The organism is Vibrio sp. YT-16, from assembly GCF_033337405.1.
Lineage (GTDB): Bacteria > Pseudomonadota > Gammaproteobacteria > Enterobacterales > Vibrionaceae > Vibrio > Vibrio alginolyticus.
On the sequence record NZ_JAWOQQ010000010.1, the window covers coordinates 1 to 25,877 of the forward strand.

Sequence of the window (25,877 nt, forward strand, 5' to 3'; positions counted from 1 at the left end):
GAAAGCACCGGTCTTGAAAACCGGCATACGTTAATAGCGTATCTAGGGTTCAAATCCCTATCTCTCCGCCACTTTTAAAAAAAAACCGCTGTTCTTACAGCGGTTTTTTTGTATCTGCTGTTTTTTAACCGCTGTTATCGAAACTTCTAATTGATTTTTCTCTAGCTCTTTCTCCAAGTTTTTGCGTACCTACTTTGGGTTTAGTTTACGCAGTAATACCTTCAATCGAAGACATTTCCATACGTCTCATTTGGGCTTCAAATAGAGCTTTCTTAAGTCTCAACGTGGGATGCTTAAACGCATTTTGATAGAGTTCCAGTCTAAATACTGCGGATGCACTTGGAGAAAAAATGAAGCTACTTTACTGGTTAGATGAATGGCAAGCTCTTACTCAACAAGAACAAGAGATGGCTTTACCTATCTCTGGCTACGATTTACTTGATGATGTGTTTGTGAAGTATGAACTCGTCGATCTTAACAAGCCATTGTTGTTTACATTTTCTCCTTCCGGTACTGATGTGCAGGTACAAGATTTAACTCCGGATTTTTCTCCTTGGGGCTACGAGCTCGGAATACAACAACAAGTAAACATTATTGCCTTTCAACATTTAGGACAAAGTAATTGGTTCCGTAGTCGGAATTTGATTTTCTTTCTGGAGCAGCTATCTGAGTTGCTTCATCCCTTCAAATGTCGTTTGGGTTATGGGCAAAGTCGAGGTGGCTTTGCAATTGGCGCGTTCGCTAACTTGCTGAAACTAGAACATCTTTTGTTGTTTTATCCTGTTAGCACTAAAAATAAAGCGTTAGTGCCTTGGGATGATCGGCCGAGTACTGAGCTTGCTCAGCAGTTTGCTTGGGAAAGCGGCTACCATGATCGAGATTTGGGCAATGCCAAAGGTTATATTATTTATGACCCATCCAATCGCATTGATCGTCTTCATGCTGAACGTTATCCAGAGCTTACCCATTTAAAAGTCGTCGGTATGGGACACGGCACTCAATCCACACAATTAGATAAATTAGAATTTTTTAATCTGGTGGCGCAGGAGTTTGTTCGCCATCAAACCTTAGATATTGACCAATTTAATAAGCAAATTCACGCTTTGTTTTAAAAGAGGACTGATATCAGAGTCCCCTGTAACCAGGGGGAGATGATCACACACTAAAAACTAGATTTTTAACACAATTGCTAGGCGCAATTTAGATGGAGGATTAATGAAGTTACTGTACTGGTTGGATGAATGGCTGGCTCTTTCTCGTGAAGAACAGCAAACCAGGCTACCGATGTCCGGGGAGGACTTACTTGATGATGTATTTGTTAAGTATGAGTTTGTCGACCGCAATAAACCGTTGTTGTTCACCTTTTCCCCTGCTGGTACGAATCTACAAGTACAGGACTTACACTCAGACTTTGCGCCTTGGGGTTATCGCTTAGCCCAGAAACAAAAAGTAAATATTATTTCATTTCAGCATCTTGGGAAAAGTAACTGGTTTCGCAGCCGTAATTTGATTTTCTTTCTAGAGCAACTGTCGACTTTACTTGAGCCCTTTGAATGTCGTTTAGGCTATGGACTTAGCCGCGGTGGTTTTGCTATTGGTGCCTTTTCTAATCTATTAAAGTTGGATCAAGTATTGATGTTTCACCCGGTCAGCACAAAAAACAAAGTTTTGGTGCCATGGGATGATAGGCCAAGTACTGAACTTGCCCAACAATTTGATTGGGAAGGAAAGTATCACGACCTCGACCTTGGCGATGCAAAAGGCTATATCATTTATGATCCAACTAATGAAATCGACCGCCTTCACGCCAAACGCTACCCAGAGCTCACTCACTTAAGAGTCTTCGGGATGGGACATGGTACCCACGCGACGTATTTGAATAAATTCGGTTTTTATAAGCAAGTGGCCGTAGACTTTATACGTTATCAGAAGATAGATATAGCGCAGTTTCGTCATCAGACCAAAACGCTGCGCTTAAAAGAAGATTACTATCAGTGCCTTAACAAGGCGAATGCGAGCTCACAGCATCGTTTAAACTTACTGAGTACCGCTCATAATGTACTAATTGAAGAAAAGAAAGAACATGTGAAGGAGCATCAAGCGCAAATCGATATTCAGCCACTTGTTGATATTGCACTTAAGCATGAGTATGACAACCCGCAAGATGCAGTACAGCTTTTGGAAGTCGCTCAGCAGCTGGTTCCGAATGATCCCGTTGTGGAGCGCAAGTTGCAGCAACTGTCGTAACGTGGAGATGTAATGCGGACGATATTGGTCGAAATAGGTCAGTGGCTTTTGTCGCTGGCCTTTTTAATAGCTTATGGATTGATATTTCGATGAAATCTAATGAAGCAGTACAAAATAAAAAGCCCAAGCAAATGCTTGGGCTCCATAAATGTTAATGCGAGTTTTAAAACTCTTTTGGCGCAAAGCCTGTCATCACATCAAGGCGAAGTTCTTTACCAACTTTTGTTAATGGGTGAACGATTACTAAGCCGCGTACGCGTTTTTTCAGTTTGCCGATGTCCGCTTGTTCTGCTTTGGTGATTTCACGAGAGAAAGGCATATCAAGTAAGCTTTTACGTTCTTTGTTCAGCTCATAGTTTTGCTTGTGCTTTAACTGGTTAAGCTTTTTGGTAAGCTGTTCTACTTCATCCGTGAACTTTGTAATCATTTCGTGATCACCACGAGAACGTGCCGCATCAAGTTTACGTTGGCATGTATCTAAACGGTTGTGCAGCTTTTGAATATCAGTTTTTATGCTCATGGTAATTTGACTCAAATTTTAAATAGTCGAGGAGTATAGCATAGCTGAGATCACACGCTCTACTATACTTCTCGATTGTCTGGCTTTAGTTAATCAGTTCATTGCCCGATACGTTACCAGAGAAAAAGGCTTCGACGTTATCAAGCGTCACAGAGGCAATATTATTAAGTGCTTCGTGAGTCAAGAATGCTTGGTGGCCAGTAAACAGCACGTTATGACAAGCCGATAAACGGCGGAAAACATCATCTACAATGACATCGTTAGATTTATCTTGGAAGAATAAGTCTTTTTCATTGTCATACACGTCTAGGCCAAGCGCACCAATCTTACCTTGTTTCAACGCTTCTATCGCCGCTAGTGAATCTAGCAACTCGCCTCGACTGGTGTTAATGATCATTACACCATCTTTCATTTGCGCGAAGGCTTTTTCGTTCAATAAGTGATAGTTTTCTTCACTCATTGGACAATGGAGAGAGATAACATCCGCATTAGCGTAGATTTCTTCAAGCGAACAGTAACGGGCTCCCATTTCTAGCGCTAATGGGTTTTCGTAGGGGTCGTAGCAAAGCAGCTCCATGCCAAGCCCTTTGAAGATACGCATCGTCGCGATACCAATCTTACCCGTACCAATAACACCAACAGTTTTTCCGTAAAAGTTAAAGCCAACAAGACCCTCTAGCGAGAAGTTGGCGTCACGTGTGCGTTGGTAGGCCTTGTGAAGACGGCGGTTTAGGCACATCATTAAACCAACCGTGTGCTCTGCCACTGCTTCTGGTGAGTAAGCAGGAACTCGAACCACTTGTAAACCTAGTTCTTTGGCTGCTTGTTGATCAACTTTATCAAATCCCGCGCAGCGCATAGCAATAAGTTTGGTCCCGCCCAGAGAAAGCTGTTTAAGGACAGGAGCTGAAAGATCATCATTAACGAACGCACATACAACATCACTGCCGTGCGCCATCTTGGCTGTTTTTTCGGTTAGTCGGAAGTCGTGATAGTGAAATTCAAAATCGCGGTTATTTTTAATTTTATTAAAAGAGGCTTCGTCGTAGGATTTTGCACTAAAAAAAGCAATGTTAATCATGGTTCCCTCTCAAAAAGTACGGACTTTATAAATAAATATGCTTATAAAGTAATGCAACTTAGCCGCAATGAATAGAGAAATCTTCTCTTTGACTTTTGTTGTATCAAACAACAACAAGAAGTACGCCTTTCAGCGAGTGCTATCTTACGGTTCCGCATTAGATACTGTTTGCTTTACGAGCATTAACTGACTAGCATTATCGCTCTTTTCTTGTTCACTTTATTAGCTTAGGCGTTACGACAATGTCAGTAAAATGGTTCTCTATGTTCTTGTGTTGTGTGTTTGCTTCGGGCACTCACGCAGCTGTTGACCTTGTTAAAGTCGACAAGTCTAAGCGTCGAATGTATTTGATGGAACAAGGAGCAGTGCTAAAAGAATACCGAATTGCTTTAGGAGCGAACCCTCAAGGACATAAACAAGAAGAGGGAGACAATCGCACGCCAGAGGGCGAGTACACTCTAGATTATGTTATAGAGGACTCTGCTTTTTATCGTTCTGTGCATATCAGTTACCCTGATGCGATTGATACGTTGGAAGCGAAGCGCCGAGGGGTGTCCCCTGGAGGGAACATCAAAATTCATGGCTTAAAAAACGGTGAGAGTCAGTTGCCGATTTACATCCAAAGTTTTGATTGGACTAATGGGTGTATTGCGATTACCAACGAGGAGATGGATGAATTTATCCAGCTTGTCGAGATGGGGACACCAATTCAGATTGAGTGGTAATAAAAGGTCCCCTTTAATGTTCTGGCTCTTATAGGCTATGGCATAAAGCGCTGTGGATGATCACTAAAAATACCGTCTAACTGAGGCAGGTATTTCAGTTTATTTGGATTGTTCACCGTATAGCACATCACTTTGTAACCGGCTTGTTGGAGTTTGTTTATCTGGCGAGTACGAACCCAGTTAATGTTTAGGTTGCAGCTATAGGCACTAACTTCTTCCAAAAGGCGTTTATCTTTTCTCGTAAAGAATTCACTTAACACACCCAATCGGTAGCCACTGCAGTATTTGTGCATCGCTCTAATGACGTCATGACTAAAGCTCGATAGGAGTACATTCTCTTGCGGCATTGGACTTTTTGCTAACGCATTGGCGAGAGTCTGCGCCACTTCTTCCGCTGGATGGTTGTCTACTTTAACTTCGATATTCAAGTTAAGCTTATTCTCAGTAGCTAAAGTGAGCAGTTCATCTAGTGTCACGATCTTCTCGCCTGAAAAGTCTGTGCTAAACCAACTACCGAAATCTAATGCTTTTAACTCTTCCAGGGTGAGCTCATCAACACGGCCTTGTCCATTGCTGCATCGATTGACGGTATGATCATGGCAAACCACTAAAACATTATCTTTGGTAGGCTGTATATCCACTTCCACCCACTTCAACCCCAGGTCAATGGCTGCCTGAATGCTTATTTTTGTATTCTCAGGGTATGAACCTGCCACGCCACGGTGACCAATTAATAACGTTTCCATTCGCTTTATCTTTTGCTTTGCGGTTGCCAGATTGTACTCGTTTTTTCTATGAAGATATATCTAGGTGCATATTGTTAGGAACCTTTAGTAAAAGTGAACATTAAACTCTAATGGCACGTTGCTGCTTCTTGGACTGAGTCCTGTGGACTTAAAGCCTTAGAGTGTGTAGTTGTTTAATTAGTAAATGAGTAATAAAATGCGAACCATTTTTATTTGAATGGTGAGTGGTAATGTCACGAGTTTTGATAGTCGATGATGACGTTCCTTTGTGTGAGCTGTTAGAAGCGGTTTTGCAAGAGGAGGGCTACATCGTCTCTTCTGTGCATTGCGGTGAAAGTGCGCTGCAATATATGGAAAAAACGCCTGTAGATCTTGTATTGCTTGATGTCATGTTACCAAACCTTAACGGCATGCAAGTTGCTCGTAGGATCTGTCAGCGCTTCGCGACACCTATTCTAATGCTTACCGCTCTCAACGATGAAAACTCGATGCTTGATGGTTACCAAGCGGGGGCCGATCAGTATATCGGAAAGCCCTTTAATGTCGCTGAGCTTCTAATGCGCATCAAAGCGATTCTTCGTCGTGTTGGCTTGGAACGTCAACGTCAGACGATGTGTAGTACCGTTCAAACGATCAGCGACCAGCTTAATAGCTTACCCCTCACAAGTACGGAAGCTGAACTATTGAGCTACTTGGTAAAAAACCAAGGAGTCGTGATTTCAAAAGCAGAGCTTCAAACCGAAGTGTTAAAGAAAGAGCTGAGTCCTTTTGATCGCAACCTTGATATGCACATCAGTAACATACGTCGCAAGTTAGTTGAGGCGGGGCTTTCCAAGCAACATATCAAAACCTTCCGTGGCAAAGGTTACAGTTATTTAGAGGCTGTAAACCGTTAATGAAGCTCCGGTGTCCACCTTTTATTGCAAAACGTAAAGATAGCTTAGCGTTCAAGTTATTTAGTTGCATGACCGCAATTGTCATTAGTATTTTGGTCGTGCAATCCTTAGCGGAACAAGCTCTGGTGAAAGCCATGTTGAAAGTGCCCGATAGTGTGCGAGAAGAAATGCTAGACCTTGCACATCAAGCCAATGTATTGATTGAGCACGGAGACATGGACGAACTTGCTGACTGGGCAAATGCGCAAAACTTTTATTTATTTGTGTTGAATGAACATCAGCAACCAGTTACGCACCGTCTGATGCATCCGCACTTCGAGTTCAAACTTCAATTTAAGAGAAGCATTGATGATCAACTTGAGGGGAAAGTGAATCGCCCCATCATCAATATTCCTTTAGTTCATGGCAATACTTTAGTGATTCAATTGCCACATCGACTGCACCCTGCAAATGACTTCATTCTGTATTTCTCTATTCTCAAAGTCGTGATTGCAGTGGTTATTTTGGCGCTCTTTTCGCTGCTAATGGCACGTAACTTACAGCAACCATTGGATCGATTGAGAGAAGCAAGCAAAAAGCTATCTAATGGCGATTTTAATGTCAGTGTCGTGAAAGAGCTGAAGTCGAGCACGCGTGAGTTTAACGAGTTAGCGCAAGACTTCGATCACATGACGCAACAGATTCATTCTCTCGCTGAAAAGCAGCGACTGCTTATAAGAGATGTCTCTCACGAATTGAGAACGCCGTTAGCGAGGCAGAACTTGGTTCTGCATCTTTTGCGAAAGCGTGTTGGAGAAAGTGAGCAAAGCCTAGTGACAAGGCTAGAAGATGAAGCAAAAGAGCTAAACCATTTGATCAGCGATATATTGGAGTTCAGTCGCTTGGAAAATGCGCGCTTCGACAAAGCCACGAAACGCTGTGATTTAGAAGTTTTGCTCTCCCCGCAAGTAGAGCGTTGCAAAATAGATTTGAAGTCAGAACAGACGTTGTCTTTCCGCTCAGAAGCTGTATGTGCTAAAGCTTTTTGTGAAGAAACGCTCGTCATTCGTTGTTTGAACAATCTTATTGGTAATGCCATTAAATATTCAGGACAAGCATCTCAGATAGAAGTTTCTCTGGAAAATTATGTCAAAGAAGGGCAGCAGTTCACCATCATGTCAGTATCTGATGATGGGCCTGGTATTCCAGATAACAAGCTGGTCGATATTTTTGATCCGTTTACGCGCTTAGATGCTTCTAGAGATAAAAAGCTTGGTGGCTACGGTTTAGGTCTTGCGATTGTCAAAGAATCCATGCGTATTATGGGTGGAGCAGTTACGGCGAAAAACCGTGAGCAAGGTGGTCTGAGGGTTACTTTAGTGTTCAAGCAATAAGTATGATTAAGTCGTAATTTTTGTGATTAATATCACATTATCATAGCGCATCATCAGAGAGTACTTTACAAAAGTTTGCAAATGCAAAGAATGTAAATTTAATGCAAATGGTAATACTTATCACTTATATTCACCCGCGAAATAATTAAGAGGGAATCGCATTCAACAAGTATGTGACCCGAAAAATAATAATCGGAGTGAAAGGATATGTTTACTAAGAGCCATTTGGCGTTAGTGATCGGTGCAGTGTTAGCAACACCTGCAGTGGCGGAAGTTCAAACAGACGAACATGTAGTTGTAGAAGGTCGAGAGTTCGGCTACAAGGCAGATACAAACAGTACAGCAATGCGCATGGAAATGACGCAGCTGGAAACGCCGGGACAAGTAGCGGTTATCGATGAAACGGTAATTGATGAGCAGCGTGCAAGTACACTTGGTGAAGTGCTACGTAACGATGCAAGTGTTAGCGCGGGTGGTACAAGCCGTAACCGCGAACGTTTCTCTCTACGTGGTTTTGAACTTAGCAGTTCAGACGGTTTTCTTCGTGATGGTCGTCAACACTGGTCACACTACCGTCAGCCAATTGAGCTTTTAGAGCGTGTTGAAGTGCTTAAAGGTCCATCAGGTCTGCTATACGGTAAATCTGAGCCAGGTGGCTTGGTAAACATGGTTTCGAAAAAACCAACAACTCAAACACAAGCAAGTTTGAGTCAAGATCTAGGTTCGAATGATCACTCACGCACTGTGCTTGATGTGAGTGGCGCGCTAAATGATGCAGAGACACTGCGAGCGCGCGCAATTTTTGCCAAAGAAAGCTACGGCTCTTGGCGCAGGTACGGTGATGGCACCGAGCCAGAAACGGATCGTACGGTTGCGGGCCTAGTGGTTGAGTACGATATCACAGACAACTTTATGGTATCGGCTCATTACGATCGCACGAAAGACGATGGTAGCGTGGACTCTGGCGCATACATTGTTGATGGCAAAGCGGTTCGCGGTGATAAGTACATTTGGGATGCGCAGTGGTCTGAAATTGATAACGAAGTAGAAAACTACGGTGTCGATATTAATGCGCAAGTCACGGATAACGTGAACGTAAAAGCAGGTTACAACCGCCAAGACTTTAAGCGTTTTGATGTAGAGTCTTACCCTAAGTTTGATCAGTATGAAGAGTTAAATACGATTAAGCATCGAGGCAACGATCGCTCCGATAATTGGGTATTTGATACTGCATATATAGATGTGACGACGGACTTTACTTTGTTCGGTACGGAAAACACGTTGTTAGTGGGCGCTAACTACTTAGATTACAGTTATGATCGCTTTATGGCATTTCATAATGAGGCGAGTATTGCGCCAGGAGAAACGGTGCCTAAGCCTAGCTATCGTAGTTCGAAGAAATCACCAACTGCTGAGTACGATACTTGGGGTATCTACGCGCAAAATATGATGACGATTAATGATTACTGGCAAGTGCTTGCAGGTGTTCGTTATGACGAAAAGCGTGATGATGAACTGACCGAAAACCAGGTTTCTCCAAAATTTGGTGTCATTTTCCACCCATCGACGAATGGCTCGGTTTACGTTCAGTATTCTGAAAGCTTCATGCCTCAAGGTGAAGTCAGCAACGGTAGTCGTACCTACATCAATGAAGGTGAGAAACTCGACGCTGAGCGTGGTATCTCTTATGAAATCGGTACGAAGTGGGAACTGTTTGATCAGCGTTTATTTGTATCTGGTGCTGTGTTTGATATCACGTTAGAGAACATCTCGCTGGATGTTGAAAGCGGCAAAGACGCGGGCGGCAATCTCCTACACAAGAAAACGCAAGGTGGTGAGCAAGTTCACAAAGGCGCTGAGTTAATGGCTCAAGGTTTTGTGACCCCAGAGTTGTCGCTAACCGCTTCTGCAATGTATTTGGATGCAGAGCTTAAGAAGGCAGAAAGATATGAAGGTAACCGCCCTGTAGACGTGCCAGAGTTCTCGGCAAGTCTATGGTCTAGCTACAAGGTTCAAGACAACACTAACTTAAACCTTGGTTTGATTTATGAAGGTGATCGCTACGGTGATGCAAAGAACACCTTCAAGAAAGATGGCTACGCTCGCGTTGATATGGGCGTGTCATACAAACATAAGTACGATGAAAACTTGGATATTATTGCTCGATTCAATGTCGAAAACTTATTCGATACCGACTACTTCGCAGGTGGTGGTAGCACTAATGGCGAGCAAAAAGGTGCGAGTGGGGTTGTGGTTGGAGAAAGCCGCAACTACATGGCAACAATCCAGTTCAAGTACTGATAACAATTTGATTATTAAAGGGGAAGGGTAGTCTTCCCCTTTGGTCGTTTTTGGAACACAGAAATATAACTCGTATGAATCTAATGAAATCAAGTATCGCTCTGTTGATATCATCGGTTTTGATTCCCGCTCACGCGGCGAACTTAAACGATGCACAAGCTGTGCAGAGTAAAACAAACCAGTCGTCGGCGGTAAGCCAAAAACGTATTGATGCAAGCGCAGAAAAATCACTTACTCTAGAAGCCGAAATTGAGCAGCTGCAAGAGGAAGTCGGTAACTTGAAGATTTATCGCGATCATCTTGCAAGCCTTGTTGAAAGTCAAAATCAAGAAGTTGATAGCTTGAACGAGCAAATTGAGCAGATTGCTCAAACTCGTCAAGGTGTCGTGCCTTTGATGTATCACATGCTTGAGGGCTTAAAAGTGCTCGTCGCTAACGACAAGCCTATACGCAAAGCGCAACGTGAGGAGCGAATTGCAAAGCTGGATTCCATGATGACGCGTGCAGACGTTGCGGATGCAGAGAAGTTTCGTCGTATTTTAGAAGCGTACCAAATTGAAATGGATTACGGCACCAAGCTTGGCGTTTACCAAGGCAAGATTAACCTGGGTGACAATGAAGCTGTGGAGGCGGACATTCTCTATTTAGGGCGTTTGTCTTTGGTAGCGCGTAGCTTATCTGGTGACACATTTTGGAGCTGGTCACAGCAACAACAAGCATGGCAACAAGTGGGTTCTGAGCAAAAATCAGAGCTAGACAAAGCGTTCGCTATGGCGAATAAACAGATCGCGCCGAGCATGTTAACTCTACCAGTGTCGTTAACCGCTGCGGAGGGCAAATAAATGATGAAAAAATGGTTATCGGTTGCATTAATCTCGACAGCCGCATTAATGCCTTATACAACTTTTGCTAGTGATGCGTTGTTACAAAAGGCGCAGCAAGAAAATCGTCAACAGCAATCGCACAATGTCGCGCGTGAATCAGGTTTTAAGCAAACAGAGCAAGACCTACAGGCTATAAAGAATAAATTGGTGGCAGAGCGTGCTGCTCTTCAAGCAGAGGCGGACTCATTAAGTGTTACCTTCGGTGAAAATGAAGCAGAACTGGCACAGCTAGAAGAAAAGTTGCGTCTAGAAACCGGGAGCCTAGGTGAGTTATTTGGCGTCGTTCGCCAGAACGCAAAAGAGCTAGAGTCTGAGCTAAAAAGCTCAGTAACCGGTGTAGATGCAAACTCATATCAGAAAGATATCGATGCTATTGTTGCGGCTAAATCACTGCCAACGTTGACCCAACTTCAGGCGATGTGGCGCAGCATGGAAGAACAAATCAAAGCAAGCGGTGAAATGGCAAACGTCTCTTTCACACTGCTAAATGGCGAGGGTCGTGAACAAACGGTTAGTGGTGTTCGTCTTGGTTCTATGGCGCTGCTGGATGACACTGGCTACGTTAAGTGGAATGGTCAACGCGGAGATGCGGTAAACTATCTTCGTCAGCCTGAAAGCGGTCCAACAGCGAATACTATTTCCTCTGGTGACATTGATGCGCTTGTCATAGATCCGTCACGTGGCATTCTTCTTGAGCAGCTCGCAAACTCACCGACTTTGGCTGATCGCCTAAATGCGGGTGGCGTTGTCGGCAAAATCATCCTTGGTTTATTGGCTATCGGCCTATTGATTGCGCTCGTACGTGGTGCATCTCTGATGATTTCGCGCCAGAAAATCATGAAGCAACTGAAAACCCCAGCGCAGCCAGGAAACAACCCTTTGGGTCGCGTGCTTGCGGTATACCAGAAAGACAAGCATCGCAGCGTAGAAGCGTTAGAACTACGTCTTTTGGAAGCCGTTGTTGATGAGCAAACCCACCTAGAAAAAGGGTTGTCGATGCTTAAGCTTCTTGCTGCTCTAGCTCCTATGCTTGGCCTACTAGGCACGGTAACGGGTATGATCGAAACCTTCCAAGTCATCACTCAATTTGGTAATGGTGATCCGAAAGTAATGGCGGGTGGCATTTCGATGGCACTTGTGACTACCGTACTTGGCCTTGTTTCAGCCATGCCTTTGCTATTAGCGCACAACGTATTGAGCTCTCAAGCAGAAAATATTCGCAGTATCTTAGAAAAACAAGGCATCGGTTTAGTTGCAGAACAAGCTGAGCGTGATATGCCGAATAACAAAAGTCACTCTAACACCTTAGCGGAGAACGCAGCGTAATGGAGCAGATCCTACTCAGCACATTGGGTTTGATCAGTGAGGATTGGGCCACAACCTTGATGAGCTTTATGCAGCAAGGTGGTCAAATCCTATGGTGGCTGGCCGCCGTCGTGGCGGTGTGCTGGCTGTTGGTTATGGAGCGAGTTATTTATCTCACAACGGTTTTCCCTGGGGTAAAAAAACAGCTTTGTGAGCAGTGGCACGCAAGATCAGAGCACCACTCTTGGTACGCGCATCAAATCCGTGAAGGATGGATTGCAAAAGCGCAAATCGAACTACGCCAAAACCTATCGACTATTAAGCTACTTGTGGCGGTTTGCCCAATGCTAGGGTTGTTAGGGACGGTGACAGGCATGATTACGGTGTTTGACGTAATGGCATCGCAAGGCAGCAGCAATCCGAAATTGATGGCTTCTGGTATCTCACTTGCTACGCTGCCAACCATGGCAGGTATGGTAGCAGCGCTTGCGGGCATGTTTATTCATGCTCGCCTTAGCAAAGTGTGTGAACGAAAAGCTATCCAGTTAGAACAATCTTTAAGGAGTCAAAAGTGAGACTCGGACGCAGACCTAACCAACAAGATGAAGCTCAAGTCGATTTAACCTCGATGCTTGATATCGTCTTCATCATGTTGATCTTCTTCATTGTGACCAGTTCGTTTGTACGTGAATCCGGTGTAGAAGTGAATCGCCCCCAGGCTTCTAATGTAGTAAGTCAAAAAGACGCGGGCATTTTTATCGCAGTAACGGCAGCGAATGATGTGTACATTGACAAACGAGTGGTTGATATTGAGCGTGTTGAGGCCTCTATTGAGCACCTGTTACTTGATCAACCTGATGCCTCGTTAGTTATCCAAGCTGACGAGCATGCTTACAATGGCACTGTCGTGAAAGTGATGGACGCTGCAAAGGCGGCGGGTGTGAAGAACATTGCATTGGCGGCGGAGAAACCTTAATGGGCAGGCTGTTACTTGCACTACCAGCATCACTGTTAATTTCTGTGAGCTTGTTTAGCTTTATGGCGTGGATGGTTGATAAAGGCAACCAGCGTGCACCAGAAGCTTCAGAAGCCGTTCGTTTTGATATGGTGATGGTAGAGAATGAAGCAGACGTGCAGCGTCGTCAACGTTCAGTGCCGGAGCAACCAGAACCACCTCAAGCGCCGGAGCCAATGGATCTGTCTCAAGCTGACACTCAAATGGAACCAATGAGTCAGATGACGCCAGTCAGTGCTTTAGGTTTAAACACAGCCCTTGAAGGCATCGCGATTAGCGCCCCAAACTTGAAGGGAACAATGGGCAACCAGCAAGCACTGCCGTTGTATCGTGTTGATCCTCGTTATCCAAGTAAGGCGCTGAAACGTAGAGTGGAAGGTTATGTCATTATGCGTTTCACGATCGATGCAACTGGACGACCAAAAGATATTGAAGTGATCGAGGCTGAGCCCGAGCGCATGTTTGAAAGGGAAGCAATCCGTGCGCTTAAAAAATGGAAGTATCAGCCAAAAGTTGAGGATGGTGTGTCAATTGAGCAGTTCGGACAAACCGCTAAAGTGGAGTTCAAGTTAGCCAAATGATGAAAAAATTCTTAATCGGTACGGTATTAAGCCTGAGTGCACTCTCAACCATTGCCAGTGAGTTAAGCCAATACACCGCAGCGAGAGTTCAACGAGCACACAACTTGGCTCAAGAGGAGAAACTAAAAGAAGCGATTTCATCTCTTGAAGCTATGGAGCTTTCTCGTGGATATGACCAAGCTTATGTCGCTCGAATGTTGGGTATTTTTTACTGGCAGAACGAGCAAACTCAAGCGGCGATTAAGCAACTTGAGTTGGCAGTCAATAGTGGTTTGCTACAAGATGAGCAAGCATGGCAAACCCGAAAAATGTTGGCTGATATACTGCTGAACGAGCAACGTTTTTCTAAGGCTTTACCTCATTACTATGCCTTGAGCAAAAACATTCCTAAAGGTCAAAAAGCGCATGAACTATGGCTGCGTATTTCCCAATCTCATTATCAACTGAGTCAGTGGCAAAAAGTGCTTTCAGCAATGGCTCGTTATGAGAAGTTTGGTCAGCCAGACAAGCTTGGCGCATTGTCGATAAAGCTTTCTGCTGAGCTAGAACTGAAAAAGTGGAAGCCGGCAATCTCGACCATCAAACGCTTAATCGTGATTGAACCTGAGCGAATTGAATGGTGGCGTCAGCTTGTTGCTCTATACCTACGGGTTGATGACAACAAACGTGCCCTAGACTCTTTGGCGTTGGCAAAACTGAAAGGGTTACAACTTAGCCAAGATGACTTAAAGCTGCTGGCACAATTGTACGCGAAACGAGGTATTCCTGAGAGAGCTGCGTTGGTGATGAACGAGCTAGAGGATGTAAACTCGAATAGTAAGCTAAAAGCTCAGCAAGCAACGTATTGGCAAATGGCAAAAGAGTGGGAAGAGTCTATTGATAGCTGGCGTATTGCAGCTCAGCTAGATAGGCAGTATTACTGGAACTATTCTCAACTGTTGGTGCAAGAAGGCCATTATAAAGATGCCATTGCCGCGCTCGATAAGGTCAGAGGTCGTAAAGCGGATGTTGCACTTATCAAAACTCGCGCTTACTACAAACTTAAGCGGTTTGACGATGCGCTCGCTAATGCCAAAAGAGCGAATGAGATTAAGCCATCGAATCAGGCAAAGAGTTGGGTTAAGTATCTATCACAGCTACGCAAAGTAGAATCGACGCAGAACTCATAGCGAACATTTTTATTAAATACCCGAGCTCAGTCTCGGGTATTTTTTGTCTAAAGTCATAAAGGCTATTTATTGTATGAGCTTTTCATAAAAAGCTAATGCATCAAATGGTCGGGAGAAAAAAGGGCTTTTCTCTATATATTCTTGATGTACCTTGCTCAGTGTTTCAAACTTTTCTCTCGATGTAGGTTCGATATGAAAAGTTAGGCTTTCAGTCGATTCTACAAGCTTTAATGTTGAGGTTCTTGAAGCGTTATTTTTTGCTATTAATAGATAATATGCTAGCTCTTGCTTCTCTTTTAATACACAAGCCTCAAAAGCTTTCTCGCTTAAAAACGGCAGAACAGGAGTTAATGCTTCTATATGCTTCTTTGAATACTCTAGGGTTTGTTTGTCAGGTGTATTCTGGTCTGCCATAGATTCGCACAGCTTTATCTTAGCACCATAATTATCGATAGATTGGCTTACGTTGTTAAACAAACTGGCTTCAAACTTTTCACTTGCGAAAGTGACACTTGAGAAAAGTGATAAGAGAATTATTCCAACATTCTTGTTCATATTTTTCCTTCTGAACTACACCATAACGTTTGGCTAGCATCAGAAAATCTTCTCTATCTAACCCTACACTAACTTCTTAGCTTACCTTTTTTATCTAGTTTATGGATAGCTTTTAAGCTTTTCATTAAATATACATAAAGGCGCATTTTGGTGGAGTCTATCCCACTTTTTAGTATTGGAAATATCATTAAATTTTGAGTCATTAAAATTGATAGGGTTATTATCTAGAGGGTAGGCAATCGGTAACTCGCATTGGGCCAAATAGCTAAAACATGTGCAAGCCAAGCTGAATTGAAAAAGTAAACAATGTAAATTAAATGCCAATACGAATGATTATCACCTAAATTATGCCCCACATTTATTGGTGATGATTGTTTCTATGTTGCTTAAAAGCAAAGGTGTTCAAACTTGGGCTCGCCGCCTACATATCTATATTTCGATGGCTCTTCTCTTAGTTACGCTGTTTTTTGCAGTAACTGGTATTACCCTCAATCGCCCCGAATTGTTTGAACGCAGTGAACCTATCATTCAACAACATACTCTGACGGTTCCGCACTCAGTTCTATTCTCACATTCAGATACCTTTCAACCTAATCGTGAAGAACTGGTAGCTTTCTTGACTAAAGAAACCGAGCTTCGCGGCACTCCCTCCGCACTAGATGTGTATACCGAAGTTGAGCAAGGTGAGTTGTTACTCGGAGAGCTTTCTATGGATTTTAAAGGCCCGGGTTATAACGCTACGGTCTTTATTGATATGACTACTGGTGCAGCAGACGTCGAAACGACGCACTACGGTATTGTTGCGCTGCTGAACGATCTACATAAAGGACGCAACAGTGGTGGGATTTGGAAGTGGTTTATCGACGTCACTGCGCTTTTGATGGTGTTTTTTGTTCTTACAGGCGTGTGCTTGTTACTGCCTAAGAAGAAGACGCTCAGAACGTCAATGCAATGGATGAGCTTTGGTACGTTACTGTCGCTCGTAATTTATTTTGTTGCTGTTCCATAACAGCTTTTTAGAGAACACTTATGTTGAACACAGGAAGATTTTTCCGCCGTAATCACTTTTGTAAAGCCGCTTTGATCGCGGCTTTTACTCCTTTCTCTCTTTCCGCGGCGCCTCTACCAGATAACGCGAAGGTCGACTTCGAACTCGAACTTCCAAAGATAGATACCTCAATGTATGCACGCCCTTATGTGGCGGTTTGGGTTGAAAACGATCAGCGTAAACCGGTTAAAACCATTCAGTTATGGGTAGGGAAAGACGAATGGTTAAAAGATCTACGCAGCTGGTGGAGAAAAACGGGTCGTTATGATCGTGAACTTGTTGATGCGGTGACTTCTGCAACACGTCCTGCTGGTCAATACCGCTTTGTCTGGGATGGAACCAATGACTCAGGGGAGCGTTTGGAACAAGGAAATTACACGTTGTACGTCGAAGTCGTTCGTGAACACGGTGGGCGAAACTACTTACGTCAAAAAATAACGCTAGCGGACAGTGACGTGCGCTATGAGCTTAAACCAACACAAGAGACGGGTGTCATCACCGTCAATTATCAAGTTAAGTGATTAAAGGACACAACAATGAAAACCAAAATGAAAGCAGTGGCATTGGCGAGTGTAATGGCAATGGGGTTGGCTGTAACCACCACCGCGCAAGCACATCCACGTTGGGTTCTGCCCTCTCACTTTACGGTTTCTAAAGAAGGCGGTGACTGGCTGACATTTGATGTTACTGCCTCTCACGGAACGTTTGTTTTTGATAAGCCTGCGGGTAGTGATCAGGCATTTGTGGTGATGCCGGATGGCCGCTCTGAGCGTCCTAACTTTGTTGTTCGTGGCAAGCGTCGCTCTATGTTTGATTTCTTTTTTACAGAAGAAGGCACGCACAAAGTTGCGATTAATAATCAGCCGAGCTACTACACACAATACAAAGCGGGCCGTCGTGATACGGTGAAATGGGCGCGAGCAAGCAAAGCTGAGCGTGGTGATGTGCTTCCCGAGCAAGCGCGTGATGTGGTTACTCAACTAAGTTACACCCGAGCAGAAAGCTACATTACGGTTGGTATGCCAACGGACAAAGCGTTGGAGATTGAAGGCAAAATGCTGGAGATGAAACCGATCACGCATCCATCGGACATCATTGAAGGTGAGCCTGTGACTTTCCAGTTTTTCTTTAACGGAGAGCCACAAGAGGGCGTTACTGCTGAGATTACACGTGAAGGTACTATGTACCGAAACCATCAAGAACAAATCGATGTGGTGAGCGATAAAGATGGCAAAGTGATCTTCACGCCAGAAGTCGCCGGGCGCTACTTAATGAAAGCGAACTACAAAGGTGAATTGAAAGATAATCCATTGGCGGATAAAGCGAGTGCCAATGTTCACCTTACGTTTGAAACTCAACTTAACTAATCGAATTAGGCTCAGCAATTGCTGGGCCATTTTGGAATTATCATGAATAACACTTCTCTTCTAAAAGCGGTTTTGCTTTTTTCTGGATTTGCGTCCTTTCACGCTGCTGCACATTTTCCTCTGATGAGCTGTCACTTGGCGCAAGATAAAGTGATTTGTGAAGCGGGCTACTCGGATGGATCGACAGCGGTCGACTACGATGTCGAAATGTACGATTACGACGACAATCTGATCGCCAAAGAAAAAACAGATAAGCGTTCCATCGCAGAATTTACTCACCCTGAAACAGATTTCTATTTGGTATTTGATGCCGGACATGAAAGCCCGGTGGAAGTGGATATCGTTGAGCTGAAAGAGAAATGAGCGTTCAGAAAGTTCGCCCTGATGATGGTAACCGAGAAGGAAAGTGGGTCGCACTGACAATCGCAGCGATTCTCAGTTCAGCAGCCATACTTATGCCCTACCATCAGGTCGCGACTGAAAAGCCAGACATGCAGTCTCATCAAGTGTTAATCACGGATTTACATCAAAATGAGTTGGGGTTGATCGCTGAACTTAAGCTCGCTCATGAAGAGATTCGTGATTTGCAGTTAGATACCGGAACTTGGCCTGAGATCTCTGATATGGAGGCGCTTTGGATTGCTCCATTCGTGAAAGACCAAAACTGGAAGCGTAAAGGTTCTCATCAGTGGCAACGAATTGATGACGGTGTCTACATTGGCGTGAAGACCAGTGCCCAAGGCTCTGCTTCCATGCTGTTGGATAGCCGCAGTTCTCAAGCTGATATTTGGTTTAATGATTCTAGCCGTTCGTTAAATGTGGAGGGACTAAGCGATCTAGCAAAACGCCACGATTTCGGGTGGAAACAAATCGTTCTGTCAGACTCTTCCTCTCACTCTCACGCCCATTAAGACAACATAATTGATAAGTACTATGATCAAACGCTCTCTTTTACGTCGTATTCTTACAGCCACCGCGTTATTGACGGTGTCTTCTACTGGCTTTGCTGCCGAAAAACTCAGTATTGGTATTACGCTACAACCTTATTACAGCTATGTTAAAGCCGTTGTTGGTGAGAAGGCGGACATCATTCCTTTGGTTGATGCTGGTTTTAATCCTCACAACTATTTGCCACAACCTAATGATCTTAAGCGCTTAAATGAAATGGACGTAATAGTGATCAATGGTATTGGTCATGACGATTTTGCACTGAAAGTGATCAAGGCTTCTCAGCGTGATGATCTCGTGGTTATCGAAGCGAACAAAGAAGTGCCTTTATTGCCCGCTATGGGGCAGTCTGTTGGTCAAGGAGCAGTGAACCCTCACACCTTTGTCGGTCTATCAACAACCATTCAAAAGGTTTACACCATCGCGAGTGAGCTAAGCCAATTGGACCCAGACAATGCTACGTTCTATCGCCAAAATGCTCGTAAATACGCGAAAACATTTCGCCTGATGAAGCGTGATGCAATGTTGTCTCTTGGTGAGTTGGACACGGCTGGTATGAAGGTGGCGACAACCCACAATGCTTACGGATATATCCTTCAGGAGTTTGGTGTTGACGTTGCCGCTGTCATTGAGCCTGCTCATGGTGTAGAACCAAGTGCAAGTCAGCTACAGGAAACGATAGCGAAAATTCGTGAATCGGGCATTGATGTGCTGTTTTATGAGCTCAATATGCCGAATCGCTTTGTTGATACCATCGAAGAGGCGACTGGGGTGCAGCTTTATCGCTTTTCTCACATGACTCACGGTGAGTATGAGGCTGATAAAGTCGAGGTTGAGATGCGAGATAATGTGGAAACACTAATCGAAGCCATGAAATTTGTGGCGAGTAAGCGAGCAGGGGAAAAGGCGTAATGACTGGACCTTCCGTTTCCTTAAGTAACGTGGGCCTAAAATACGCCGACAATATCATTTTGCAGAACATCAGCGCCGAATTCGAGAACGCGAAATGTCACGTGATTATGGGACCGAATGGCGGTGGTAAAACCTCTTTGCTTCGTTCGGTACTTGGACTCACGCCATTTTCGGGAAACATAGCGCTCAATTGGCCAGAACCATCAGCTGCATCGGGGAAGATAGGGTATGTGCCACAAAAAGCGATGTTTGAAGCAAGCCTCCCGTTAACCGTGATGGATTTTGTACTGCTTAACCAAACTCGTATCCCTCTATTTTGGCGACGTAAAACGAAACAAACTCAACATGCCCTGGCCCAGCTGGATCGCGTGGGTATGGCAACGCGTTGCGATCGTCGTATGGGGCAACTCTCTGGCGGTGAGCAACAGCGTGTTTTGTTTGCGCAAGCTTTACTGGATGAGCCCAATTTATTGGTTTTAGACGAACCTACAACTGGTATGGATGAGCAAGGTGTTCGATATCTTGAAGGTTTGATTCATGAAGTCGTTGGAGAAGGCAAAACGGTACTGGCAGTGCACCATGACGTGACCGCAGTGCGCCGTTTAGATGCGCAGGTCCATGTTGTAAATCGTCAAATTGTGGCGTCAGGTCACCATTCAGATGTGCTAAGCCCTGATCGTATAGAAACATTATTCAAGCACTACACAGCAAAAGTGGAGGCTGCATAATGGATTGGTTGCGAGAGTTAGCGGTTAGCGGCGTTGAAGCTGGATGGTTAAGCGATAGCTTTTCTTATGCTTTCATGGTGAACGCAATCGTGGCAGCGCTGATATTAGGACCATTACTTGGTGGTCTTGGTACATTAGTCATCGCCAAGCGACTGGCTTTTTTCTCTGAAGCGGTTGGGCACGCTGCGCTTACCGGAATCGCGATTGGTGTGTTGCTCGGTGAGCCGCCAGAGAATCCGATCATCGGATTGTTTAGCTTTTGTATGATTTTTGCGCTGTTGCTTCACTTTGTTCGTAATCGTACGAATGTACCTTACGACACACTGGTTGGGGTTTTTCTTGCACTAGCGTTAGCGGTTGGTGCTGCACTGTTAATGTACGTTGCTCGCAAGATCAACATTCACATCTTGGAGAACGTGTTGTTTGGCTCGATCTTGACTGTGACGGACAACGATATCCTTATTTTAGCGATCAGTTGTTTGATCATATTACTGCTTCTTATTCCAACGTTTAACCGCATTTTGCTAACTTGTATCAGCCCGGATATTGCACGTGTACGCGGCTTTAATACCAGCTTTTATGATTACTTATTTGTCATGATGATCACCTTGGTCACCATCGCCGCGGTAAAGATTATTGGCGCGGTATTGGTTGGTGCATTGCTACTGATTCCTGGTGCAACGGCTAGGTTATTGACTAAACGCATGAGCAGTTTCGTTCTCCTTTCTTCTTTATTGGCAACCATTGCGTGTTTAGTAGGAACCATACTGCCGATGGAGCTTGAGCTACCAGTGCCATCAGGCGCATCCATCATCATTGTTTCTGCGGCATTTTTCCTAACAGCAACGGTTTACCGAATTATCCAAAAAGCGTAACCCTTTTTATAAAGTAATGAACATGAAGATAAAAAAATTAGCGATAACTTTTGGTTTGGTTATAGCGACAACACTTCCATCGTTGGCAAGCGCCAAAGACATTTTAACCAGCACTCCCGTCACGTACATGTTGTCTGAGCAACTCATGAAAGGTACAGGGATAGAGACTCAGTATCTGCCTCCAAAGCGTTACGGCGTTGAGCGTCTTGAAAACTGGTTCGCAAATAAAGGTACAGAGCAAGTTAAGCAAGCGGGTCAAGCCGCGACGGTTGCTATTACTCTTGGTGCGATTTGGAAACAAGACCCGACTTATGTTTACGCTCGACAGGGCAACATTCACTTGATTGAAATCGATGCATCGCAGGCCATTTCTCCTAGAGCTCAAGGAGTTGCAGTACTGACATTGGAAAACGGGTCAACATCGAAGTACGCGTGGCTTAACCCTACAAACTTAATCCGAATGGCGGGTATTGTTGGAGAGGATCTACAACGTGTATATCCTGAACACCAAAAGACGATTCAAACGAATCAACAGGCTCTTATGCTCAATGTGCGTGAACTGATCAACCAACAACAGGCAGAGATCTTCGATAAAGGCATCGATTCAGTGGTACTGATGAGTGAGTCATTAGAGGACTTTGCCTCTGGCAACCAATTGTTTGTGGTTGGGCGCGAATTTAAGCCGGAACTCGAGTGGACAGAAGAAGACAAATTATCTTTAAAAGCTCAGTTTGAACAAGATAAAACGCTATGGTTGGTGACGGATAAACGACCGTCGAAAACCTTGACATCGCTTATTAAACCGAGTCGTATACTGCAAATTGATGTTATTGACCGCTGGGGCAGTAAGGGTATCAAAACTGAGAAGCCACTCGCACGTTGGGAGATGTGACACGTAAAAAGCCACAGATTTTATGATGGGGAATGAAAAGTTCCCTATTTTTTTGTGACTCAGTTCAAAATGTGAACATTAATACCACTGGTTGCATAAGAAAGTGTTTGTTTCATTTCTATTTCATTACTACTTTGTTATGTGTTCGTTGCGATTGATTCGGATTTAATCTGTTTCTAAGCGAACCGGTACAAACAACTATACGGATGTTAACAATGAAAATGAAAACTCTAGCCGTTGCAGTGGCGGCACTAGCATGTGGTTCACAGGCCTTCGCAGCAGAAGTTTACAACAGCGATGGTACATCTTTATCGATCGGCGGTCACGTTTCAGTTGGCGTGGGTGAGTATTTCGAAGAAGATGTAAAAGTTCACCAAGTGTCTCCACGTATTAACGTTGCGGGTAAGAAAGACATTGGCAACGGTATTACTATCGACGCTAAAGGTGAATGGGCGCTTAACTACCTAAACGGTGGCGAGCAATCGTTCAAAACTCGTCTAGGTTACATCGGTGCTACTCATGAGCAGTTTGGCCGTTTAGTAGCAGGTACTCAATGGTCACCTTACTACGATGTCGCTGGCGTTGCGGATCTACCAATCGCGTTTGCGAACGACTTTTTGTACGACAACCACGGCAACCTAGGCTCAGCTCGTGCTGATAAAATGCTTAGCTACCGTAAAGGTTTTGAATTTGGTGAAGGTTTTGCTTTCAACCTAGGTCTAGGTTGGCAAGGTGAGCAAACTTCAGATGCAACAACATACGAGCAACGTGGTCAAGTTGCATTGAGCGGTTCTGTAGCTGGCTTTGGTCTAGGCTACGTATACAGCGGTGGTGATGTTAAAAACGCGACTCTAGGTACTAAGAACGCTGAATCACACCTATTCTCTGTAAACTACGGTCAGTACGGTTCAGGTCTATACGCAGCGGTAGTATACGGTATGAACGAGTACTTCTACCAAATGCGTAAAGACACTTCTCAACTTGAAGCTCTTTTGGCATACGGCGTAAACGATTGGACATTCAGCGTTAACTACGAAGGCGTAGAAGACGAAGAAGACAATAAGACAGTTTCAAGCGAAACTGCGCTACAAGCAGAGTACGCTGTAACTCCTGCTTTCGTAACGTTTGCAGCTTACCAGTTTGATCTAGGTAACGACTACAACAATGAAGAGAACGACTACTGGACTCTAGGTGCTCGTTACTACTTCTAATAAATAGGCCAGTTTCTACTGCCTAAACACATTTATTGTGTTAACGCCTACTCGTTGTGAGTAGGCGTTTTTCTTTCTGCTATCCTTTGGCTATAAGAGACGCTAGTCATTCTGTGCTTAGGTAACCCCACTCTTTGTTTAGAGAGTGCGTCTATAAAAAATGCCCGCAACTTGCGGGCATTTTTGTTGTTAGAAGAGATGCAGTTCTATTAATACGCTTATTTTTTATCGAGTAAATCGAGGAAGAAGGTATACTCTAGCGCATCTTCTTTTAAGCGCTTAAATCGACCAGATGCGCCGCCGTGTCCGGCTTCCATATCGGTTTTGAACAACAAGACGTTATCGTCTGTCTTCATTTCACGAAGTTTGGCGACCCACTTCATTGGTTCAAAGTACTGTACTTGAGAGTCGTGCAAGCCAGTCGTTACCAACATGTTCGGGTAGTTTTGCGCCTTGATGTTGTCGTAAGGCGAGTAACTCAACATATAGTCATAGTATGTTTTGTTATTTGGGTTACCCCATTCATCATACTCGTTGGTGGTCAATGGAATTGATTCATCGAGCATAGTGGTTACCACGTCCACAAACGGAACATGAGCGCCGATACCGCGATACAGTTCTGGTGCTTGGTTGATGATAGCCCCCATTAAGAGGCCTCCTGCAGAGCCACCAACAGCGAAGACTTTATCTTTCGCGCCATAGCCTTGTTCAACCAAACCTTTAGTCACATCAATAAAGTCGTTGAATGTGTTTTGCTTGGTTAGTTTTTTACCGTCTTCATACCAAGGGCGGCCAAGCATTTCAGATCCACGAATATGAGCAATGGCGTAAACAAAGCCGCGATCCAATAGACTCAAACGTGTCGAGCGGAAAGTTGGCTCAATGGTTGCGCCATAAGATCCATAACCATATTGGTAGAGTGGATTCGTACCATCTTTCTTAAATAAGTCTTTACGATACACCAAAGAAACGGGTACTTCTTTACCGTCACGGGCTGTGACCATGATGCGTTCTGATTGGTAATTGTCAGGATTAAAATCACCAAGTACAGGTGTTTGCTTCATGATTTCTGACCCGCCCGTTTTTAGATCGAAATCGTAGTAGGTTCCTGGAGTGGTTAAACTGCTGTAATAAATACGAACTTTTTCGTTATCCAGCTCTAGGTTACCTGTCAAATAGGCAGCAAACGCATCGTCATTAAATGTGAGGGGGAATTCTTTTCCTGTTGAAAGCTGACGTACAGTGACGCTTGCTAGGCCGTTAGAGCGCTGCTCATAGACGATGTGATCATCGAATAACTCGAAGTCGACAAGTTGAGTGTTGTCGTCTGCGGCAATCACATCTTGCCATTTAGAGCGGTCATGCATGTCATTTTGATGAACTTTCATCAAACGGAAGTTGACGGCTTGATAGTTAGTATAAATGTAATACCAATCGCCTAGCTTAGAAATACTGTATTCAATGCCATCTTCACGAGGATAGAACGGTTTCGCCTTTGCTTTAGGGTTGTTCGCATCAATGATAGAGACCCCACTGGTTTCTGTACTCGAATGCCAGATATAAATATCTTCGCCATCTTTGCTTTTGCTTAGTGAGGTGTAATAGGCGCTGTCGGTTTCCTCAAAAATCAGCTCATCGCTGCTTTGTGGTGTGCCCAATACATGACGATAAACTTGGTAGCCCAATAAGGTCTGTGGATCTTTTTTGATGTAGTAAAAGGCGTTGTTATCGTTCTGCCATGCGACAGCGCTTGAGGCCCCTTCGATTTCATCTTGTAGGTAATTGCCTGTTGTCAGGTCTTTGATCTTAAGGGTGTACACGCGGCGGCTTAATGTGTCTTCGCCATACGCCAATAAGTTTTCATTCGGACTAACGTATAGGCCGCCGATACTGAAAAATTCATGTTCTTTTGCTAGTTCATTGACATCTAAAATGATTTGTTTGTCTTTGCCTGCAAAGCCTTTAGCTCGCAAATGGACTTCGTACTCGTTATCTCCGGTCACTTCACTGGAGTAGAAGTAGTTGCCTTTACGAACCGGTACTGAGTTGTCGTCTTTTGCGATGCGCCCTTTAATTTCTTCAAATAGCGTATCTTGAAGTGTTTCAGTGTGCTTTAGAACGGTTTCTGCGTACTGATTTTCTTTCTCTAGGTGCTGTAAAATTTCAGGGTCTTTACGTTCGTCGTCACGCATCCAGTAGTAGTTATCAACGCGGGTATCGCCATGAATAGTCATCGAGTGAGGGACTTTTTTCGCAACCGGAGCTTGAGTTTGTTGAGCAACGATCTGTGTTTGGGAGTATTGAGTCATGCTGGGGATTCCTTGATTGCTGCATCCGGCGACAAGCGCGACCGAGACGGCCAACGTAGCTAAAGTGAAACGCATCTGATTTTATCCTTATTGTACACCCAAGTGGCCTCATCCTGAGGGCTGGGCTTTCATTTTGTCAGTGGTTTTCAGTTGTCCATTCTTTGTTATGGGGTATACCGAAAAAGTGAG

At 44.2% G+C, this 25,877-nt stretch carries 27 protein-coding genes; 22 read left to right on the forward strand and 5 right to left on the reverse strand.

Features of this window, described 5'->3' with window-relative positions:
- The first annotated feature begins 350 nt into the window (after positions 1-350).
- Both R7F07_RS16125 and R7F07_RS16130 read left to right on the forward strand, forming a co-directional pair.
- Positions 351-1,112, forward strand: coding sequence for a hypothetical protein (locus R7F07_RS16125; protein WP_005374276.1), 762 nt, complete (start codon positions 351-353; stop codon positions 1,110-1,112).
- Positions 1,113-1,215: 103 nt separating this feature from the next.
- The gene (locus R7F07_RS16130) at positions 1,216-2,247 is read left to right on the forward strand and encodes a cytosolic protein (RefSeq protein ID WP_171342684.1); all 1,032 of its coding nucleotides are present in this window, start codon (positions 1,216-1,218) and stop codon (positions 2,245-2,247) included.
- A 163-nt stretch (positions 2,248-2,410) separates the two neighbouring features.
- On the opposite strand, the gene R7F07_RS16135 is transcribed toward R7F07_RS16130, so the two are convergent.
- Both R7F07_RS16135 and R7F07_RS16140 read right to left on the reverse strand, forming a co-directional pair.
- Positions 2,411-2,767 (reverse strand): YibL family ribosome-associated protein, encoded by a 357-nt coding sequence (locus tag R7F07_RS16135; protein ID WP_005374274.1) that lies wholly within the window; start codon positions 2,765-2,767, stop codon positions 2,411-2,413.
- Between the two features lie 85 nt (positions 2,768-2,852).
- Positions 2,853-3,848: a 2-hydroxyacid dehydrogenase gene (locus R7F07_RS16140; RefSeq protein ID WP_053350830.1), complete on the reverse strand. Its 996-nt coding sequence runs from the start codon at positions 3,846-3,848 to the stop codon at positions 2,853-2,855.
- A gap of 242 nt (positions 3,849-4,090) precedes the next feature.
- Between R7F07_RS16140 and R7F07_RS16145 the strand changes: the two genes are divergently transcribed.
- Positions 4,091-4,573: a L,D-transpeptidase family protein gene (locus R7F07_RS16145; protein ID WP_005374271.1), complete on the forward strand. Its 483-nt coding sequence runs from the start codon at positions 4,091-4,093 to the stop codon at positions 4,571-4,573.
- A gap of 35 nt (positions 4,574-4,608) precedes the next feature.
- On the opposite strand, the gene R7F07_RS16150 is transcribed toward R7F07_RS16145, so the two are convergent.
- Positions 4,609-5,319 carry a glycerophosphodiester phosphodiesterase family protein gene (locus tag R7F07_RS16150; protein ID WP_005386019.1) on the reverse strand — a complete coding sequence of 237 codons (711 nt, stop codon included), beginning with the start codon at positions 5,317-5,319 and terminating at the stop codon, positions 4,609-4,611.
- Between the two features lie 230 nt (positions 5,320-5,549).
- Here R7F07_RS16150 and R7F07_RS16155 point away from each other — a divergent pair, with 230 nt between their 5' ends.
- The 9 genes from R7F07_RS16155 to R7F07_RS16195 all read left to right on the forward strand — a co-directional run bounded on the left by R7F07_RS16155 (position 5,550) and on the right by R7F07_RS16195 (position 14,843).
- Positions 5,550-6,215, forward strand: coding sequence for a response regulator transcription factor (locus R7F07_RS16155; RefSeq protein WP_005386018.1), 666 nt, complete (start codon positions 5,550-5,552; stop codon positions 6,213-6,215).
- Positions 6,215-7,588 carry a sensor histidine kinase gene (locus tag R7F07_RS16160; protein WP_005374264.1) on the forward strand — a complete coding sequence of 458 codons (1,374 nt, stop codon included), beginning with the start codon at positions 6,215-6,217 and terminating at the stop codon, positions 7,586-7,588. Before R7F07_RS16155 ends, R7F07_RS16160 begins: the two co-directional genes overlap by 1 nt.
- Before the next feature lie 207 nt (positions 7,589-7,795).
- On the forward strand, positions 7,796-9,889 hold the full coding sequence (locus tag R7F07_RS16165) for a TonB-dependent siderophore receptor (protein ID WP_136976328.1): 2,094 nt from the start codon (positions 7,796-7,798) through the stop codon (positions 9,887-9,889).
- Between the two features lie 74 nt (positions 9,890-9,963).
- The gene (locus R7F07_RS16170) at positions 9,964-10,731 is read left to right on the forward strand and encodes a DUF3450 domain-containing protein (protein WP_005374260.1); all 768 of its coding nucleotides are present in this window, start codon (positions 9,964-9,966) and stop codon (positions 10,729-10,731) included.
- Positions 10,732-12,099, forward strand: coding sequence for a MotA/TolQ/ExbB proton channel family protein (locus R7F07_RS16175; RefSeq protein ID WP_042523423.1), 1,368 nt, complete (start codon positions 10,732-10,734; stop codon positions 12,097-12,099).
- Complete coding sequence (locus R7F07_RS16180) at positions 12,099-12,653, forward strand: MotA/TolQ/ExbB proton channel family protein (protein ID WP_017819708.1); 555 nt, start codon at positions 12,099-12,101, stop codon at positions 12,651-12,653. Before R7F07_RS16175 ends, R7F07_RS16180 begins: the two co-directional genes overlap by 1 nt.
- Positions 12,650-13,054: an ExbD/TolR family protein gene (locus tag R7F07_RS16185; protein ID WP_005374257.1), complete on the forward strand. Its 405-nt coding sequence runs from the start codon at positions 12,650-12,652 to the stop codon at positions 13,052-13,054. Before R7F07_RS16180 ends, R7F07_RS16185 begins: the two co-directional genes overlap by 4 nt.
- Entirely contained in the window at positions 13,054-13,674 is a 621-nt protein-coding gene (locus tag R7F07_RS16190; RefSeq protein ID WP_005374256.1) for an energy transducer TonB, read from the forward strand. Before R7F07_RS16185 ends, R7F07_RS16190 begins: the two co-directional genes overlap by 1 nt.
- Positions 13,671-14,843, forward strand: coding sequence for a tetratricopeptide repeat protein (locus R7F07_RS16195; protein ID WP_017635539.1), 1,173 nt, complete (start codon positions 13,671-13,673; stop codon positions 14,841-14,843). The genes R7F07_RS16190 and R7F07_RS16195 overlap by 4 nt, the downstream gene beginning before the upstream one ends.
- Before the next feature lie 66 nt (positions 14,844-14,909).
- Here R7F07_RS16195 and R7F07_RS16200 read toward each other — a convergent pair whose 3' ends face one another.
- On the reverse strand, positions 14,910-15,398 hold the full coding sequence (locus R7F07_RS16200) for a hypothetical protein (RefSeq protein WP_042523421.1): 489 nt from the start codon (positions 15,396-15,398) through the stop codon (positions 14,910-14,912).
- Positions 15,399-15,777: 379 nt separating this feature from the next.
- On the opposite strand from R7F07_RS16200, the gene R7F07_RS16205 reads away from it, so the two are divergent.
- The 10 genes from R7F07_RS16205 to R7F07_RS16250 all read left to right on the forward strand — a co-directional run bounded on the left by R7F07_RS16205 (position 15,778) and on the right by R7F07_RS16250 (position 23,379).
- Positions 15,778-16,407 (forward strand): PepSY-associated TM helix domain-containing protein, encoded by a 630-nt coding sequence (locus tag R7F07_RS16205; RefSeq protein ID WP_021035904.1) that lies wholly within the window; start codon positions 15,778-15,780, stop codon positions 16,405-16,407.
- 20 nt (positions 16,408-16,427) lie between these two features.
- Positions 16,428-16,967: a DUF2271 domain-containing protein gene (locus R7F07_RS16210; RefSeq protein ID WP_025768071.1), complete on the forward strand. Its 540-nt coding sequence runs from the start codon at positions 16,428-16,430 to the stop codon at positions 16,965-16,967.
- Positions 16,968-16,982: 15 nt separating this feature from the next.
- Positions 16,983-17,813: a DUF4198 domain-containing protein gene (locus tag R7F07_RS16215; protein WP_025768070.1), complete on the forward strand. Its 831-nt coding sequence runs from the start codon at positions 16,983-16,985 to the stop codon at positions 17,811-17,813.
- 42 nt (positions 17,814-17,855) lie between these two features.
- Positions 17,856-18,176, forward strand: coding sequence for a hypothetical protein (locus tag R7F07_RS16220; RefSeq protein WP_005374251.1), 321 nt, complete (start codon positions 17,856-17,858; stop codon positions 18,174-18,176).
- The gene (locus R7F07_RS16225) at positions 18,173-18,724 is read left to right on the forward strand and encodes a DUF6162 family protein (protein ID WP_042523417.1); all 552 of its coding nucleotides are present in this window, start codon (positions 18,173-18,175) and stop codon (positions 18,722-18,724) included. The genes R7F07_RS16220 and R7F07_RS16225 overlap by 4 nt, the downstream gene beginning before the upstream one ends.
- 22 nt (positions 18,725-18,746) lie before the next feature.
- Positions 18,747-19,673: a metal ABC transporter solute-binding protein, Zn/Mn family gene (locus tag R7F07_RS16230; RefSeq protein WP_042523415.1), complete on the forward strand. Its 927-nt coding sequence runs from the start codon at positions 18,747-18,749 to the stop codon at positions 19,671-19,673.
- On the forward strand, positions 19,673-20,401 hold the full coding sequence (locus tag R7F07_RS16235) for a metal ABC transporter ATP-binding protein (protein WP_025768067.1): 729 nt from the start codon (positions 19,673-19,675) through the stop codon (positions 20,399-20,401). The genes R7F07_RS16230 and R7F07_RS16235 overlap by 1 nt, the downstream gene beginning before the upstream one ends.
- Complete coding sequence (locus tag R7F07_RS16240) at positions 20,401-21,276, forward strand: metal ABC transporter permease (protein WP_025768066.1); 876 nt, start codon at positions 20,401-20,403, stop codon at positions 21,274-21,276. The genes R7F07_RS16235 and R7F07_RS16240 overlap by 1 nt, the downstream gene beginning before the upstream one ends.
- Positions 21,277-21,298: 22 nt before the next feature.
- A complete protein-coding gene (locus R7F07_RS16245; RefSeq protein WP_025768065.1) occupies positions 21,299-22,168 on the forward strand; it encodes a metal ABC transporter solute-binding protein, Zn/Mn family in 870 nt (289 codons plus the stop codon).
- A 215-nt stretch (positions 22,169-22,383) separates the two neighbouring features.
- Positions 22,384-23,379: a porin gene (locus R7F07_RS16250; protein WP_017635534.1), complete on the forward strand. Its 996-nt coding sequence runs from the start codon at positions 22,384-22,386 to the stop codon at positions 23,377-23,379.
- Between the two features lie 218 nt (positions 23,380-23,597).
- On the opposite strand, the gene R7F07_RS16255 is transcribed toward R7F07_RS16250, so the two are convergent.
- The gene (locus R7F07_RS16255; RefSeq protein ID WP_025768064.1) at positions 23,598-25,763 is read right to left on the reverse strand and encodes a S9 family peptidase; all 2,166 of its coding nucleotides are present in this window, start codon (positions 25,761-25,763) and stop codon (positions 23,598-23,600) included.
- Positions 25,764-25,877: the final 114 nt, after the last annotated feature.

Coding starts and splice junctions, on each gene's coding strand:
- R7F07_RS16125 (WP_005374276.1), top strand. CDS start 351: ATGAAGCTACTTTACTGGTTAGATGAATGGCAAGCTCTTACTCAACAA.
- R7F07_RS16130 (WP_171342684.1), top strand. CDS start 1,216: ATGAAGTTACTGTACTGGTTGGATGAATGGCTGGCTCTTTCTCGTGAA.
- R7F07_RS16135 (WP_005374274.1), bottom strand. CDS start 2,767: ATGAGCATAAAAACTGATATTCAAAAGCTGCACAACCGTTTAGATACA.
- R7F07_RS16140 (WP_053350830.1), bottom strand. CDS start 3,848: ATGATTAACATTGCTTTTTTTAGTGCAAAATCCTACGACGAAGCCTCT.
- R7F07_RS16145 (WP_005374271.1), top strand. CDS start 4,091: ATGTCAGTAAAATGGTTCTCTATGTTCTTGTGTTGTGTGTTTGCTTCG.
- R7F07_RS16150 (WP_005386019.1), bottom strand. CDS start 5,319: ATGGAAACGTTATTAATTGGTCACCGTGGCGTGGCAGGTTCATACCCT.
- R7F07_RS16155 (WP_005386018.1), top strand. CDS start 5,550: ATGTCACGAGTTTTGATAGTCGATGATGACGTTCCTTTGTGTGAGCTG.
- R7F07_RS16160 (WP_005374264.1), top strand. CDS start 6,215: ATGAAGCTCCGGTGTCCACCTTTTATTGCAAAACGTAAAGATAGCTTA.
- R7F07_RS16165 (WP_136976328.1), top strand. CDS start 7,796: ATGTTTACTAAGAGCCATTTGGCGTTAGTGATCGGTGCAGTGTTAGCA.
- R7F07_RS16170 (WP_005374260.1), top strand. CDS start 9,964: ATGAATCTAATGAAATCAAGTATCGCTCTGTTGATATCATCGGTTTTG.
- R7F07_RS16175 (WP_042523423.1), top strand. CDS start 10,732: ATGATGAAAAAATGGTTATCGGTTGCATTAATCTCGACAGCCGCATTA.
- R7F07_RS16180 (WP_017819708.1), top strand. CDS start 12,099: ATGGAGCAGATCCTACTCAGCACATTGGGTTTGATCAGTGAGGATTGG.
- R7F07_RS16190 (WP_005374256.1), top strand. CDS start 13,054: ATGGGCAGGCTGTTACTTGCACTACCAGCATCACTGTTAATTTCTGTG.
- R7F07_RS16195 (WP_017635539.1), top strand. CDS start 13,671: ATGATGAAAAAATTCTTAATCGGTACGGTATTAAGCCTGAGTGCACTC.
- R7F07_RS16200 (WP_042523421.1), bottom strand. CDS start 15,398: ATGAACAAGAATGTTGGAATAATTCTCTTATCACTTTTCTCAAGTGTC.
- R7F07_RS16205 (WP_021035904.1), top strand. CDS start 15,778: ATGTTGCTTAAAAGCAAAGGTGTTCAAACTTGGGCTCGCCGCCTACAT.
- R7F07_RS16210 (WP_025768071.1), top strand. CDS start 16,428: ATGTTGAACACAGGAAGATTTTTCCGCCGTAATCACTTTTGTAAAGCC.
- R7F07_RS16215 (WP_025768070.1), top strand. CDS start 16,983: ATGAAAACCAAAATGAAAGCAGTGGCATTGGCGAGTGTAATGGCAATG.
- R7F07_RS16220 (WP_005374251.1), top strand. CDS start 17,856: ATGAATAACACTTCTCTTCTAAAAGCGGTTTTGCTTTTTTCTGGATTT.
- R7F07_RS16225 (WP_042523417.1), top strand. CDS start 18,173: ATGAGCGTTCAGAAAGTTCGCCCTGATGATGGTAACCGAGAAGGAAAG.
- R7F07_RS16230 (WP_042523415.1), top strand. CDS start 18,747: ATGATCAAACGCTCTCTTTTACGTCGTATTCTTACAGCCACCGCGTTA.
- R7F07_RS16235 (WP_025768067.1), top strand. CDS start 19,673: ATGACTGGACCTTCCGTTTCCTTAAGTAACGTGGGCCTAAAATACGCC.
- R7F07_RS16240 (WP_025768066.1), top strand. CDS start 20,401: ATGGATTGGTTGCGAGAGTTAGCGGTTAGCGGCGTTGAAGCTGGATGG.
- R7F07_RS16245 (WP_025768065.1), top strand. CDS start 21,299: ATGAAGATAAAAAAATTAGCGATAACTTTTGGTTTGGTTATAGCGACA.
- R7F07_RS16250 (WP_017635534.1), top strand. CDS start 22,384: ATGAAAATGAAAACTCTAGCCGTTGCAGTGGCGGCACTAGCATGTGGT.
- R7F07_RS16255 (WP_025768064.1), bottom strand. CDS start 25,763: ATGCGTTTCACTTTAGCTACGTTGGCCGTCTCGGTCGCGCTTGTCGCC.